Annotated in this window: 15 protein-coding genes; 5 read left to right on the top strand and 10 right to left on the bottom strand. The window is 41.3% G+C overall.

The features are described 5' to 3' along the window. Nucleotides 1–299: 299 nt before the first annotated feature. A complete protein-coding gene (locus GGQ95_RS17150; RefSeq protein ID WP_231734629.1) occupies nucleotides 300–1283 on the top strand; it encodes a potassium channel family protein in 984 nt (327 codons plus the stop codon). On the opposite strand, the gene GGQ95_RS17155 is transcribed toward GGQ95_RS17150, so the two are convergent. From GGQ95_RS17155 to GGQ95_RS17175, 5 genes are all read right to left on the bottom strand, one after another. Further along, complete coding sequence (locus GGQ95_RS17155) at nucleotides 1277–1681, bottom strand: YugN-like family protein (RefSeq protein ID WP_183187206.1); 405 nt, start codon at nucleotides 1679–1681, stop codon at nucleotides 1277–1279. The two genes, GGQ95_RS17150 and GGQ95_RS17155, sit on opposite strands and share 7 nt — an antisense overlap. Before the next feature lie 345 nt (nucleotides 1682–2026). Then, nucleotides 2027–3145, bottom strand: a complete 1119-nt coding sequence (locus tag GGQ95_RS17160) for an RNA-guided endonuclease TnpB family protein (RefSeq protein ID WP_080862614.1) — start codon at nucleotides 3143–3145, stop codon at nucleotides 2027–2029. A gap of 11 nt (nucleotides 3146–3156) precedes the next feature. Then, nucleotides 3157–3555: an IS200/IS605 family transposase gene (gene tnpA / locus GGQ95_RS17165; protein WP_044745562.1), complete on the bottom strand. Its 399-nt coding sequence runs from the start codon at nucleotides 3553–3555 to the stop codon at nucleotides 3157–3159. Nucleotides 3556–3691: 136 nt separating this feature from the next. Continuing rightward, the gene (locus tag GGQ95_RS17170; RefSeq protein WP_080862615.1) at nucleotides 3692–4804 is read right to left on the bottom strand and encodes an AimR family lysis-lysogeny pheromone receptor; all 1113 of its coding nucleotides are present in this window, start codon (nucleotides 4802–4804) and stop codon (nucleotides 3692–3694) included. A 287-nt stretch (nucleotides 4805–5091) separates the two neighbouring features. Then, complete coding sequence (locus GGQ95_RS17175) at nucleotides 5092–5322, bottom strand: helix-turn-helix domain-containing protein (RefSeq protein ID WP_044745082.1); 231 nt, start codon at nucleotides 5320–5322, stop codon at nucleotides 5092–5094. Between the two features lie 167 nt (nucleotides 5323–5489). On the opposite strand from GGQ95_RS17175, the gene GGQ95_RS17180 reads away from it, so the two are divergent. Continuing rightward, on the top strand, nucleotides 5490–5858 hold the full coding sequence (locus GGQ95_RS17180; RefSeq protein WP_066148895.1) for a helix-turn-helix domain-containing protein: 369 nt from the start codon (nucleotides 5490–5492) through the stop codon (nucleotides 5856–5858). A gap of 313 nt (nucleotides 5859–6171) precedes the next feature. Here the strand turns inward: GGQ95_RS17180 and GGQ95_RS17185 are convergent, their stop codons facing one another. Then, on the bottom strand, nucleotides 6172–7521 hold the full coding sequence (locus GGQ95_RS17185) for a glucose-6-phosphate isomerase (protein WP_044745084.1): 1350 nt from the start codon (nucleotides 7519–7521) through the stop codon (nucleotides 6172–6174). A 270-nt stretch (nucleotides 7522–7791) separates the two neighbouring features. On the opposite strand from GGQ95_RS17185, the gene GGQ95_RS17190 reads away from it, so the two are divergent. After that, nucleotides 7792–8400, top strand: coding sequence for a transglutaminase domain-containing protein (locus tag GGQ95_RS17190; protein WP_183187207.1), 609 nt, complete (start codon nucleotides 7792–7794; stop codon nucleotides 8398–8400). An 86-nt stretch (nucleotides 8401–8486) separates the two neighbouring features. On the opposite strand, the gene GGQ95_RS17195 is transcribed toward GGQ95_RS17190, so the two are convergent. Further along, entirely contained in the window at nucleotides 8487–9650 is a 1164-nt protein-coding gene (locus GGQ95_RS17195; RefSeq protein WP_183187208.1) for an iron-containing alcohol dehydrogenase, read from the bottom strand. A 267-nt stretch (nucleotides 9651–9917) separates the two neighbouring features. On the opposite strand from GGQ95_RS17195, the gene GGQ95_RS17200 reads away from it, so the two are divergent. Then, nucleotides 9918–10151, top strand: a complete 234-nt coding sequence (locus GGQ95_RS17200) for a DUF378 domain-containing protein (RefSeq protein WP_044745087.1) — start codon at nucleotides 9918–9920, stop codon at nucleotides 10149–10151. Nucleotides 10152–10199: 48 nt separating this feature from the next. On the opposite strand, the gene yugI is transcribed toward GGQ95_RS17200, so the two are convergent. Next, a complete protein-coding gene (gene yugI / locus GGQ95_RS17205) occupies nucleotides 10200–10577 on the bottom strand; it encodes a S1 domain-containing post-transcriptional regulator GSP13 (RefSeq protein ID WP_066148889.1) in 378 nt (125 codons plus the stop codon). Nucleotides 10578–10764: 187 nt separating this feature from the next. Between yugI and GGQ95_RS17210 the strand changes: the two genes are divergently transcribed. Then, nucleotides 10765–11130: a helix-turn-helix domain-containing protein gene (locus GGQ95_RS17210; RefSeq protein ID WP_044745089.1), complete on the top strand. Its 366-nt coding sequence runs from the start codon at nucleotides 10765–10767 to the stop codon at nucleotides 11128–11130. Between the two features lie 54 nt (nucleotides 11131–11184). Here GGQ95_RS17210 and GGQ95_RS17215 read toward each other — a convergent pair whose 3' ends face one another. Together GGQ95_RS17215 and GGQ95_RS17220 are read right to left on the bottom strand one after the other, a co-directional pair. Beyond that, a complete protein-coding gene (locus GGQ95_RS17215) occupies nucleotides 11185–12354 on the bottom strand; it encodes an aminotransferase (protein ID WP_066148888.1) in 1170 nt (389 codons plus the stop codon). After that, nucleotides 12351–12851 (bottom strand): Lrp/AsnC family transcriptional regulator, encoded by a 501-nt coding sequence (locus GGQ95_RS17220; protein WP_044745091.1) that lies wholly within the window; start codon nucleotides 12849–12851, stop codon nucleotides 12351–12353. Before GGQ95_RS17220 ends, GGQ95_RS17215 begins: the two co-directional genes overlap by 4 nt. Nucleotides 12852–12860: the final 9 nt, after the last annotated feature.

Raw genomic sequence — 12860 nt, forward strand, 5'->3', positions numbered from 1 at the left:
GTGTTGGCAATTGAAGAAGATCTATGCAAGAAAAACATGATTTTGTGCAAAATATCCATATCTATAAAAATGCAGAGGGCTGCGGAAAATCGAAAGCTAAAGGCAAAGCCACGGACTTTTTCTTGCGTTATGTGACCATCACATGGCAACAAGCCAAACAACGTCGCCTCCAGCCCCATTCATGGATCTATAAGCGATTGGTTATTCAGCGACCCAACCATTGAACCATGCAAGCCTTATCTCATACCAAAAGCGAAGTGGTGAATCTGCATCTATATGCCTAAATGAAGGAGGAAACGATGAAATACGCTTATTTTCGTCTCCCTATATTTGTCCGCATGCTGCTTGTAGGATTCAGCTTTATTCTTTTATTCGGAGGTCTGATTCATGCCGCAGAGCCGAATACATATCGAACGTTATTTGATGGCATATGGTGGGCCATTGTAACGGCCGCAACCGTCGGCTATGGAGATTTTGTTCCCAAAACGATGCTTGGCAAATTTCTTGGCATTGCGCTTATTTTATTTGGTACAGGCTTTATTTCGGCCTATTTTGCAGCGCTATCTGCTTCCGCCATATCCAGAGAAAATGCTCTCTTGCATGGAAACGTTGCTTATACAAAAGAGGGGCATGTTGTTGTCGTCGGCTGGAACGAACGAGTACGCGAGCTGCTCAAGCAGTTAACAGCCGCTCACCCGTCCTTTACTTTTGTTATTGTAGATGCAACACTAGACGTTCTTCCGGTTTCTTATAACCAAGTCCACTTTATTAAAGGAAATCCGACCTATGATTCGATCTTACAAAAAGCGAACGTAGCAAAGGCAAAGATGATTGTTATCACAGCCGACCAGCATAAAAATGAATTGGATGCCGATATGGCATCAATTTTAACTTTATTGTCAGCCAAAGGAATCAATCCAGACATTTATGCCATCATTGAAATTTTGACGACGCAGCAAGTCAACAATGCCAAACTAGCAGGTGCAGATGAAATTATTCAAACGAACCAGCTCTCAAGCTTTTCGATCATCAACAGCCTTCAGTCTCCGGGCATTTCGCCGCTAATTGAACAGTTATTGTATCGACTTGGGGAAAACTGTTTTCAATTTCTTGATCCACCTGATGAGCTGGTTGGACAGACAATGGCTGAAAGCAGCCGCATTTTGCTTAATCAACAAATTCTGTTGATTGGAATTATCAGAGAGGGAGTGCCATTTATGAATCCCTCCCCCCTTTTTACCATTCAACAAAGCGATCGGCTTTTTGTGCTTAAGCATCACTGAAGCAAATGATTTTCCAGCTCCTTCACAAGTATTTTGCCTATATTGATATATTTTTCTGGAATTTGAGCGTCTGGGTCTTGTGGCTCTGCAAATTGATTAAATGATGCGCTCAAATTTCCGATATGGGCATGATCATCCACGCCAATTTGGTATTTGTGTGATAATAAATAGGGGCACCCTAGTTTGACGGTTGTCCCATTGGAGTCAAGCTGCCCATCAACGGCTTCAAATGGGACACGCAAAAATTGATAGCCCACTTCGTCGTCAATTTTATAATCGAATGAACCATGGTCGTAATCCCAATTGCCACCAATAACATAGCCGAGCGGTTTAAGCTCCTGTTCAAGCTTATATAAGCGAAATGTTTTGCCTTCTAATGCGGAAGGAATTTCAATCATGACAAATGACCTCCTTTTTTAAATAGATTGCCCTAATTGTCATGATCTTAAAATATATACACACAACTTAACATGTTAACATTTGCTTTTTTCTACTTAACAACGCCGCGTTACAGAAGCAAGAATAGGTCTAAAAGCGGCGTTGCTTCAACCGTAGCATGCTTGTTTGATCTTTATATTTTTATACTAAAAAGGCATGCCGTTTCCTCTATTGTTCCATAGCTTGTGAACTACCCACCACTTATCAATCTTGCGGTTTGATTGAAGTGGGGGCTTCTCGGGTAGTCCTATCTAACGATAGGAAATGGACCGAGCGAACCCTCTTGTTCCAAGAGTTGTTGTTTTTTATGCGAACGCTACTAAGCGTAATCCTTCATTTTTGATATTGATCGCAGAATTGTGATCGCGATCCAATACTAAACCACAAGAACATTGGTACACACGTTCAGATAACGGCATTTCTTTTTCTTTGCCACAACAAGAACACTTTTTTGTCGAAGGAAACCATTTATCGATTTTGATCAGTTGTTTTCCTTGCTCTTTTAGTTTGTATTCTAAGAATCTTGTGAACATCCCCCACCCGTTATCATGAACGCTTTTTCCAAAATGAAGGGCTTGAGACATACTTTTCATGTCTAAGTCTTCGATGACTACAGCGTCATAAGTGATTGCTAATTCTTTTGACTTGTGATGAAGAAAATTCATGCGTTGGTTTGCTATTTTTTCATGTAATTGAGCCACTTTTAAGCGTTGTTGTTCCCATCGTGAAGAACCTTTCTTTCTACGGGAAAGAATTCGCCCTGCTTTGGCCAGTTTGTCTAACGCTTGTCGATAGTAACGTGGGTAATTGGCTTTCTCACCCCGTTCGCTCTCGACATATAGACCGTCCATGGCAAAATCTAAACCGACCACTTTTTGAATCTTGACAGGTTCCATTTTCTTTTCATATTCGGTCAAAATCGAAATATAGTATTGGCCCGACTTTGTTTTAGAAATGGTGCAAGATTTGATTTTATACTCGGCGGGGATTTCTCGATGTTGCTTCATTTTGATCGGTTTTTTGAACTTGGGTAATTGGATATGACCATTTTCCAACTTAATATTGCCGTTGACCATGTTGGTTGTGTAAGATTGCTTATGCTTTTTACTTTTGAATTTCGGAAATTCCGTCCGACCTTTGAAAAAGTTTTTATAGGCATTTTGCAGGTTGATTTGCGCGTTTGCCAAAGCTAATGAGTCCACTTCTTTGAGAAACGGAAATTCTTCTTTATATTTGGCGGGTGTTGGCCACTTTTGCTTTTTAAGCCGTTCTTTATCGTTTTTGAATTTTTCATATCGTTCTTTGCGTTCGGCGAGCATTTGATTGTAGACAAACCGCACACAACCAAACGTTTTCTCTAATAACTCTTTCTGTTCTTCATGGGGGTATAGGCGAAACTTGAACGCTTTGTGTTGATGGGTCATATCAAATCAACTCACTTTTTGCCTTGATTCTCAATATACTTCCTTATGACATCTATTGGAGCACCGCCTGTTGTAAGCATACAAAAGCTTCTTGACCAAAACATTTCTTTCCACAGTTTTGTTCTGATATGAGGAAAATTTTTCTTTATCAGTCGAGAACTTGCGCTTTTATAGGCATTGATAAACTTTGACAATTCGGAATTAGGATGGGCTTTGAATAGAACGTGAACATGATCGTTGTCATGATTCCATTCTGTCAAAGTAATGTTGTATTTGCTTCCAATCTCAATAAACATATTTTTTGCAAAATCAGATATTTCATCAGTGAATACTTCTCTGCGGTACTTCACGACTAATACAAGATGGTAATGTAACGAGAACACTGAATGATTATTACTATCTAATTTCATTGATATATCAATCCTTTTATCTTTATAAGACTGATTATATCAAAACCTTTGGTTATCGCCAACCGAAATTCATCTCCCGCCTACTCACGGGGCTGTGCCCTTCACGTTCCTTGAGGCGGGAGACTTCTTTCAGAAATTACGTTAAATATCTTCTTGGCAGCCGAACGTGGAATAATTCCCCGTTTTTCAGAAATTCTGTTTCAGCAAATTTCATGAGTCGCAAATCGCCTAATGCGAGGGCTTTGTAGCAAAGATGAAACGGAGAAAGCTTCCCGTTTTCTTTAGCTATCTCTTCCAATAAATAAAGAGCTCTTTCTTTTGAAAAAGCATCTGGCTGGCGCGCTAAATAATGTGCTTTTTCCGCCTTATCAGTTAAATATAAATTTTGGTGCATTCCATTCGTGATTTTAATAAAATCATGCGTCGCATAAAGGGCGTGCTCATAATCCAAAAATCGCTCAGAACTTCCAATTTCCTTAAAATGTTCAATCGCTTTTTCAATATAATAAATACTTTTGTTATAATCGTCATAAACATAGATCTCTGCTAATAAATGCAGCATAGAATTAACAAAAAATGGGAATTTTCTGAAATTTTCTAAATTGATCGTCTCTTGAGCGATTGAAATCGCATCTTGTAAATGCGATTGCTTTGTATAATAAATCGCCATGATTTCTTTGATTCGAATCATATAGGATTCTTTGATATAGCTGTTTTTAATGAATTCCGCTTCGTTAAACGCTTCGGCAGCTACCGGTAAAATGAGTCCGTATGAATGTAAGCTAAGAAAGCTATATAAGGACATAATTTTCACTAAAACAAGAACTTCAGGTACCTCCGCTTCTTTTCCTAAGCGAAATTTCATTTTTTCTAACTCATTGTACAATTGAACAGGAGAAATCTCAGCGTTTTTTTTCTTCAGACAAAGCAAATACAGATCGCTAAAGCAGCTCGGATAAAGCTCAGCCAAGCTAGATACCAGCTCATATAGCCCATTGTTGGCGGCCCATTCAATCGCTTCTCGAACAGCCTCGTCGTTCTTATTATTTAGACAGTAATCGATAATGAACGATGACTGATGATCTGTGTCAAATAAAAGACAACTCATGGACAAAAAATGATGAAAATGCATGGATTGATTTTCCGGAACATATTCGTGAATCTGCTTGTCCAGCATTTGCGTGCATTGCAAAGCAGGATCCTCTTGCTGCGTCCGTTCTTGATTCATTTTTTGCACAAAATTCCCCACTATACTCCTCCTCTGTCAACAGGATTTTTTTCATGTAATAAAATTAGCGAAAGCAGAAGGAACAAAAGCTGGTTCTTTCAATATTCGCTCTTATCTTATTATTATGGCATAAAAAAATTAAACATCCAACAGATATGGATAATTATGGTTTGTTTATTTTTTTGCAATACATTCATTCTCGACTGCATCCTGCAACAAAGGCCAAAAGTATACGAAATAAATCTTTTTCCTACCACATTGCCTGCCTTATTCTCTGCATCCTACCAATGCAGCATTTTCTGTGCGTCCTACATATTGTCTCGCTTTTTAGCATAATCCCATATAAAAAAATGCTCATAAGGTACATTATACAGCTGAGCCAGCTCCATTAGCTCCTCCGCCGTAAAAGGCTGCTGGCCGCTTTCTTTGCGATGATAAGGATAGACGGTATTGAACCCTAAAAGCTTTGCAACCTCCCCTTGTGATAAACCTTTTGCTTTTCGACATTCTCTAATTTTGCGAAGATTGACCTTTACCAATGACCCCACCCTCTTTTCTGTTGCATTTTTCGCAATCAACACTTCTTATTATATGTTTCATTTTTCGCAACGTCAAACATTTTCTTTCGTTTTTCGCAATTTTGTTTTGCACTTTTAGCAATTATGATATGATTTTTTTCGAGAAACATAAGGGAGTTATGCGAGTGATGAGTGTACTAGGTTATCGGTTGAAAAAGTTAAGAGAAAAGCATAACCTTACCCAAGAACGGGCTGGGGAAATTTTCGGTCTTACAAAATATCAAATTCATCGCTATGAATCAGGAGCAAGCAATCCCGATCCTGAGACGATTCGAGAATTTGCAGATTATTATGGTGTATCTACTGACTATTTGCTTGGACGCACCGTCAATCCGGACACGGCAACGGGCGAGGAACATGCTCAGAAGGAAGAACACGATCCGGAGTTAGATGTATTGATCAAAGAGTTGAAAAACGCTCCTAAAGAACAACGTCAGCAACTTCTAAAAATATGGGAGATTATTAAAGGAAAAGGAAATCAAACGAACGAGGAATAATGATAGTTGAGTTTTATTGTTCAAAATAAGAGGCTGTCTCTATCCATATGATCCTTGAGAGGAATGGAGGCGGAGCCTCTTTTTTGTTGGGAGCCGAGGACAGCTGTTGTCTCTAGCATGTTTCAGCTCATAAGCTTCGTTTCCCCAATATCTTTTATCAACTAAGGAGCTTTCCCTTCTATACTCTTGGCTAGAGGCAGGAGGCTTCTAGGTGAGTATTATGGTCAATTCCTTAAACACATCGCAAATCGGGGTCCCTCAACATTGTAAGAGACCCCGATTTTTCTTGCTTTTTATATGTCGCAAAACCTCGTTATTTCAAGCGTTTTTCAAGCTCGGCCTTCTTCTCCTCATAGCCCGGCTTGCCTAAAAGAGCGAACATGTTCACTTTATAAGCTTCTACTCCCGGTTGGTCAAATGGATTCACTCCTAATAAATAGCCGCTCATGGCGCACGCTTTTTCAAAGAAGTAAACGAGGTAGCCGAATGTATATTCATCTAATCGTGGAAGCGTCACGACCAAATTCGGAACTCCTCCGTCAGTATGAGCGAGCAGCGTGCCTTCAAACGCTTTTGTATTAACAAAATCAACCGTTTGCCCCGCTAAATAGTTCAAGCCATCCAGATCGCTGTCTTCGGCTTCAATCGTCAGTTCATGGCGCGGTGTTTCCACTTTAAGAACGGTTTCAAATAAATCGCGACGTCCTTCCTGCACATATTGTCCTAATGAATGGAGATCGGTCGAGAAGTTTGCAGATGCCGGGAAAATGCCTTTTTGATCTTTCCCTTCGCTTTCGCCAAATAATTGCTTCCACCACTCTGCAAAATATTGCAGCGCAGGCTCGTAGTTGATCAGCATTTCGATTGTTTTTCCTTTATTGTAAAGAATATTACGGACAGCCGCATATTGATAAGCCGCATTTTCCTCAAGCTCAGATTTGCTGAAGTCTTCACGCGCTTGTGCTGCCCCTTTCATCATTTCTTCAATGTTGGCACCGCTGACCGCAATTGGAAGCAAACCAACAGCCGTCAAAACGGAATAGCGTCCGCCCACGTCATCCGGAATAATAAAGGTTTCGTAGCCTTCTTCTGTCGCCAATGTTTTAAGCGCGCCCCGGGCACGGTCCGTTGTCGCGTAAATGCGTTTACGAGCTTCTTCTTTTCCGTATTTTTCTTCCAGTAGCTTGCGGAAAATACGGAAGGCGATTGCTGGCTCCGTCGTTGTTCCTGACTTGGAAATCACATTAATGGAGAACTCCTTGCCTTCCAGCAAATCCATGACATCTTTCATATAGGTCGAGCTTATGTTATTGCCAACAAAAATAATTTGTGGCGTGCGGCGCTGTTCCTTTGGCAGCACATTATAAAATGAATGCTGGAGCATTTCAATAGCCGCCCGGGCCCCCAAATAAGACCCGCCGATACCAATGACAAGCAATACATCGGAGTCTGCTTGGATTTTAGCAGCTGCTTTTTGAATACGGGCGAACTCTTCGCGATCATAATCAACAGGAAGGTCGATCCATCCTAAAAAATCATTTCCCGCTCCTGTTTTTTCATGCAATGAATGGTGTGCCACCTTCACGGCATCGCGCAAATATGTAAGCTCATGCTCTCCGAAGAAAGATCGTGCTTTCGAGTAATCAAAACGAATATGTGTCATACTCTCGTTCCTCCAAGAGAAAAATATTGTACTTCTTACACTTTAACGAAACAAGCAAGGATAATCAAGCGATCAAAAAGTTGAAAACGGATTCATTTTGAACATTTTTGTCTTTGACAATAAATCTGTGCAAACAACAAAGATCCTTCTTCTTAATTATCAAAAAGCGAACAAATCATCCGCGCAACGAAATGGTCTTTCATAAGAAATAATTGGATTTTAATTCAAAAAAACATATAATTATGCAAAAAAAAGAAAGGATCGCTATTAATGAAGCTAGTTCCTGAATCTTCTCATTTCCAGGATTATCTTGAAGAACTAAATGTGGTCAATTTCTCTCATCCCCTTATCCAGCAAGCTGTCTGTGAATTGTTTCATCAAGGGATGCCTGAAATGGAAAAAGCAAAAACAGCCTATGAATTTGTAAGAGATCGCATCGCTCACTCTTGGGACATTCAAAGTTCAAGAATTACATGCAAAGTTTCAGAGGTGCTTTACTATAGGGAAGGAATTTGCTATGCCAAAGCGAATTTATTAGCCGCATTATTGAGATCACAAAAAATTGCAACCGATTTTTGTTATCAGCGGCTTAGGCTCTTTAATTCCCCAGACCAAGGCTATTGCATTCATGCATTGAATGCCGTATTTCTCCGGGCAATCAATCGCTGGATCCGCTTAGATGCCCGTGGGAACAAGCAAGGCATACATGCAGAATTTTCCCTTGATCAAGAAAGGCTTGCATTTTCTGTCCAACCTCAATGGGACGAACAAGATTTGCCCGTCATTTACACTAAACCGAATCCGAAAACAATCGCTACCCTGCGGGAAAACACAAACGCGCTCGTCATGTACCAATGCCACCTCCCTGAAAATTTATAAAAATACACGTTCAAAATAGGATAGGTAAAACAGGATGCAACAAAAGGAATGACTTCCCTTTGTTGCATCGCTTCATGCTTTTAACACTAAAGAGAGGCCCGTAAAATCGCCAGCACGTCCTCACGGTTTAAGCTTTTAAAACGGCCAAATTCGCCAAACGCCATCGCTTTATCAGCCATTAATTCAAGCTGTTCATCACCGATGCCATAATCAGCTAAACGCGACGGTGCACCGATGCTTGTCCAGAACTGGCGCAGCTTCTCAATCCCTTCAAGCACTGTATCCCGATCAGATTTTCCAGTCGAATCAACATCAAAGACGCGAACAGCAAGCTGTTTAAAACGAGTCACATTTTCATCAACAACGTGCTTCATCCAATTTGGAAACAAAATGGCCAGTCCTCCTCCGTGAGGAATGTCATATACAGCTGATACCGCATGCTCGATATTGTGAGTCGCCCAATCGCCGCGTAATCCCATTTGCAAAAAGCCATTGAGCGCCATCGTTCCGCTGTATAAAATCGTTTCTCGCCATTCATAGTTCTCCAAATCATTGACAAGCTTCGGCGCTGTTTCAATGACTGTTTTTAACACCACTTCGCACATCCGATCTTGAAGTGGCGTATTAGGAACATGGTGAAAATACTGCTCAAATACATGTGACATCATATCTACTATTCCATAAATCGTATGCTCTTTTGGAACAGTCATCGTGTAGGTTGGATCTAAAATCGAAAATTGCGGAAATACAGCCGGACTGCCCCATCCATACTTTTCCTTTGTCTCCCAATTCGTAATAACAGAGCCTGAGTTCATTTCTGATCCAGTCGCCGCTAACGTCAAGATCGTTCCAAATGGAAGGGCCTCTGTCACAAATGTCTTTTTCGTCACAAAATCCCATGGATCTCCCTCATATTTTGCCGCAGCCGCTATCGCTTTCGTGCAATCAATCACACTGCCGCCGCCAACTGCCAGTAAAAAATCCATGTGCTCCTTCCGGCAAAGCTCTGCTCCTTTGCGAACCGTTGACACACGCGGATTAGGCTCCACTCCGGATAGTTCGAATATCTCCTTCCCCATTTCGGCTAATAACGCCACGACTTCATCGTATAATCCGTTGCGCTTGATGCTACCGCCACCATATACGATGAGTATGTTTTTAGCATCCTTAGGAATTTCTTGTCGCAACTGTTCAATTTGTCCTTTTCCAAAAATTAATTTCGTTGGATTGTGAAAAACAAAATTCTCCATACCTCTTCTCTGGCTCCAAAAATTCCAAACGGCTCCACTGAGCAATCGCCATCTCTCTCCTTATCTATCGACCATGTCCACTAGTCGCTCAGCTATTTAGTGCCAGAATTTACACCTCCTTCTTTTACCATCATTATCGTACGTTTCATTTCCTTATGTAAAATAATTTGCTTTGAAGAAACAACCAGGCATATTTTTGTGCATATTTTTATTCTTGATTATGCAACCTATACTTGAACGATCTAAAAGCAAAAGGAGGAATCCTCAATGAGTGGACTTCAACGCGTTGCGTTATTACTTACAATAATCGGTGCGATTAACTGGGGCTTAATTGGTTTCTTTCAATTTGATTTAGTAGCAGCTATTTTCGGAGGACAAGACTCAGCATTAGCTCGTATCATTTACGGCCTTGTCGGAATCGCTGGATTAATTAATTTAGCGATTTTATTTAAACCAGCCGAAGAGCTTGGACGTACAGAACCCAAAACCTCTCGTACGTAAAACAACAAACATAACACTCACCATTCACAGGGTGAGTGTTTGTTTTTATTAATTGAATGAATCCTCGCACTTCGATTGTTCAATCCATTCTTCTAATTTTCGCTTTAAAGTATTAAATCCTTTGGCTGATTCATTGGCTTTTACAATTTTAACCTTTCGCTTTCTTCCCCTTTTTTCCGCGCCCGAAGTCTCAAGCGCACGTATAGAAAGGCTGGCTCGCTTTGTTTTTTCATCAATGGAAAGCACCTTTACGGTTACTTCATCACCCATTTTGATAAAATCGTGAATATTTTTAACATATTGATGGGAAATTTGCGAAATGTGAATAAGTCCTTGTATATCTTCATCAATGGATACAAACGCGCCATACGGCTGAATTCCCGTCACAATCCCTTTGACGACGCTTCCCACTTTTAATTTTCTCAAAAAAAACAACTCCTATTTGTTGATTTTCAAATATGCAGTTCTAAATTATACCATGATTGAGCAAACGAATCAAAAAATTATAAAAATTTTCTGCACAGTTTTCAACGAATTAGTGAAATGTCCTATCAAGAAGAATAAAACATGATATGATGGAGATACAAAGAATGCAAAGGAGGGTAATAAATTCATGAGTGCGATTGGCGAGAACATCAAAATGTACCGAGAGAGGCGCAACATGAGTCAACAAGAGTTGGCGCTAAAAGTACGTGTGGGGACAGCCACAATTCAAAAATACGAATCTGGAGAGCAAATTCCTGACGTCCCAACCATTCTTAAGCTTTCTACCGTGCTGGATGTTCCAGCTTCAGAGCTCTTAGAAAAAGGGGCAAATAATACCGCTTCGGAAATGGATCCTGAAATTGAGCATTTGATCAAAGAAATAGGATTAAAGCGGGCAAAGCTGATTTTGCGCAAAGCAAAGGAGTTCAGCGAGGAAGACTTTCTCCGTGTCATGCAAATGCTTTATGAAATCAAATACGGAGACCCTCAATAAAAGAGGGCGTTTCCGCCACCTCAAACAGTGGCGGAAACAACAAGCTTCCCGCGTTTACAGCTGAAGCAAAAATCTTCTCATTCGCTTGGTCGCCTCTTGCAGTTGCTCAAGTGATGAGGCATAGGAACAGCGTACATATCCTTCTCCATTCTCCCCAAACACACTGCCAGGGACAACTGCCACTTTTTCCTTTAACAATAGCTGTTCGGCGAATTGCTCCGATGTAAGACCTGTTTCCCGAATGGAAGGGAATGCATAAAATGCTCCACCCGGCATATGACAGCGCAGGCCTATTTCATTTAATGATTGAACAAAATAATTGCGGCGGCGGCGATAGCTTTTGCGCATTTCCTCCACGTCATGTTCACCGTTTTTTAACGCTTCAATGGCTCCATATTGAGCCATTGTCGGTGCGCACATCATCGCATATTGGTGAATTTTCAGCATCGCTTGCATGATTTCCTCAGGAGCAGCTACAAAGCCGAGGCGCCATCCCGTCATCGCGAACCCTTTTGAAAATCCAGACACTAAAATCGTGCGCTCCCGCATCCCTCCCACTGCGGCAAAGCTCGTATAATTCTCGTCATATGTTAGCTCGGCATAAATTTCATCGGAAATGACTAGCAAATCATGCATGTTCGCAATGTGAGCAATCGCGGCCAGCTCTTCTTTGTTCAATACAGTACCAGTCGGATTATTGGGCGAACAAAGGAGGATCGCTTTCGTTCGTTCCGTTAATGCTTGCAAAATTTGTTGGGGACGAAGCTTAAATTCATCTGTTCCCTCTGTCCGAACCGGTATAGGAGTTCCTCCAGCCAACGTCACAAGCGGTCCATAGGAGACAAAGCTTGGTTCAACAATGATGACCTCATCACCCGGATTGATGATCGCCCGCAAAGCCAAGTCCAGCGCTTGGCTCGCTCCAACTGTCACAAGCACTTCACCCTCCGGGCAATATTTCACTTGAAACTTCCGCAGCAAATAAGAGGAAATTTCCTCCCGCAGTTCCATTAGTCCCGCATTGGCCGTATAAGATGTATGCCCTTGTTCCAGCGATAAAATGCACGCTTCTCGCACGTTCCATGAGGTGATGAAATCAGGTTCTCCCACCCCAAGCGAAATAACGCCATCCATGCTTGCAGCCAAGTCAAAAAAACGCCGAATGCCTGATGGCTTTAATCGGCTGACCGTTTCCGATACATATGTTTTGGTTGCCCGCGTCATGGTGACACCACGATACGCCGATCTTGTTCTCCTTGCTCAAACACCGTACCATCGTGTTTATATTTTTTCAAAATAAAATGTGTTGTCGTGGAAATGACTGATTCTAGAGTCGATAATTTCTCTGAAACAAAATGAGCCACCTCCGACATCGAGCGTCCCTCAATAACAACAGATAAATCGTACGCTCCTGACATTAAATACACCGACTTAACCTCTGGAAAGCGATAAATCCGTTCCGCAACTTCGTCGAATCCAACGCCGCGCTTCGGTGTCACTTTGACATCAATCATCGCCGTTACCCCCTCATGCCCATCAATTTTCCTCCAATCAACAATAGCGGCGTATTGAACAATGACTTTTTTCTCCTCAAGCTTTTCTAAAATCGCTGCTGCTTCTTCTGTTGTTAATGAGGCCATCTTTGCCAATGTCTCCAGCGGCAAACGGGCATTTTTTTCGAGTATTTCCACGATTTCCAGTTCTTTTTCCGTCAATTTCATCATGAATCC

The organism is Anoxybacteroides rupiense, assembly GCF_014196195.1.
GTDB classification, from domain to species: Bacteria; Bacillota; Bacilli; order Bacillales; family Anoxybacillaceae; genus Anoxybacteroides; species Anoxybacteroides rupiense.

Bases quoted from the DNA above. Each gene is read 5' to 3' on its own strand.
- GGQ95_RS17150 (WP_231734629.1), top strand. From the start codon at position 300: ATGAAATACGCTTATTTTCGTCTCCCTATATTTGTCCGCATGCTGCTT.
- GGQ95_RS17155 (WP_183187206.1), bottom strand. From the start codon at position 1,681: ATGATTGAAATTCCTTCCGCATTAGAAGGCAAAACATTTCGCTTATAT.
- GGQ95_RS17160 (WP_080862614.1), bottom strand. From the start codon at position 3,145: ATGACCCATCAACACAAAGCGTTCAAGTTTCGCCTATACCCCCATGAA.
- tnpA (WP_044745562.1), bottom strand. From the start codon at position 3,555: ATGAAATTAGATAGTAATAATCATTCAGTGTTCTCGTTACATTACCAT.
- GGQ95_RS17180 (WP_066148895.1), top strand. From the start codon at position 5,490: ATGAGTGTACTAGGTTATCGGTTGAAAAAGTTAAGAGAAAAGCATAAC.
- GGQ95_RS17185 (WP_044745084.1), bottom strand. From the start codon at position 7,521: ATGACACATATTCGTTTTGATTACTCGAAAGCACGATCTTTCTTCGGA.
- GGQ95_RS17190 (WP_183187207.1), top strand. From the start codon at position 7,792: ATGAAGCTAGTTCCTGAATCTTCTCATTTCCAGGATTATCTTGAAGAA.
- GGQ95_RS17195 (WP_183187208.1), bottom strand. From the start codon at position 9,650: ATGGAGAATTTTGTTTTTCACAATCCAACGAAATTAATTTTTGGAAAA.
- GGQ95_RS17200 (WP_044745087.1), top strand. From the start codon at position 9,918: ATGAGTGGACTTCAACGCGTTGCGTTATTACTTACAATAATCGGTGCG.
- GGQ95_RS17210 (WP_044745089.1), top strand. From the start codon at position 10,765: ATGAGTGCGATTGGCGAGAACATCAAAATGTACCGAGAGAGGCGCAAC.
- GGQ95_RS17215 (WP_066148888.1), bottom strand. From the start codon at position 12,354: ATGACGCGGGCAACCAAAACATATGTATCGGAAACGGTCAGCCGATTA.
- GGQ95_RS17220 (WP_044745091.1), bottom strand. From the start codon at position 12,851: ATGAAATTGACGGAAAAAGAACTGGAAATCGTGGAAATACTCGAAAAA.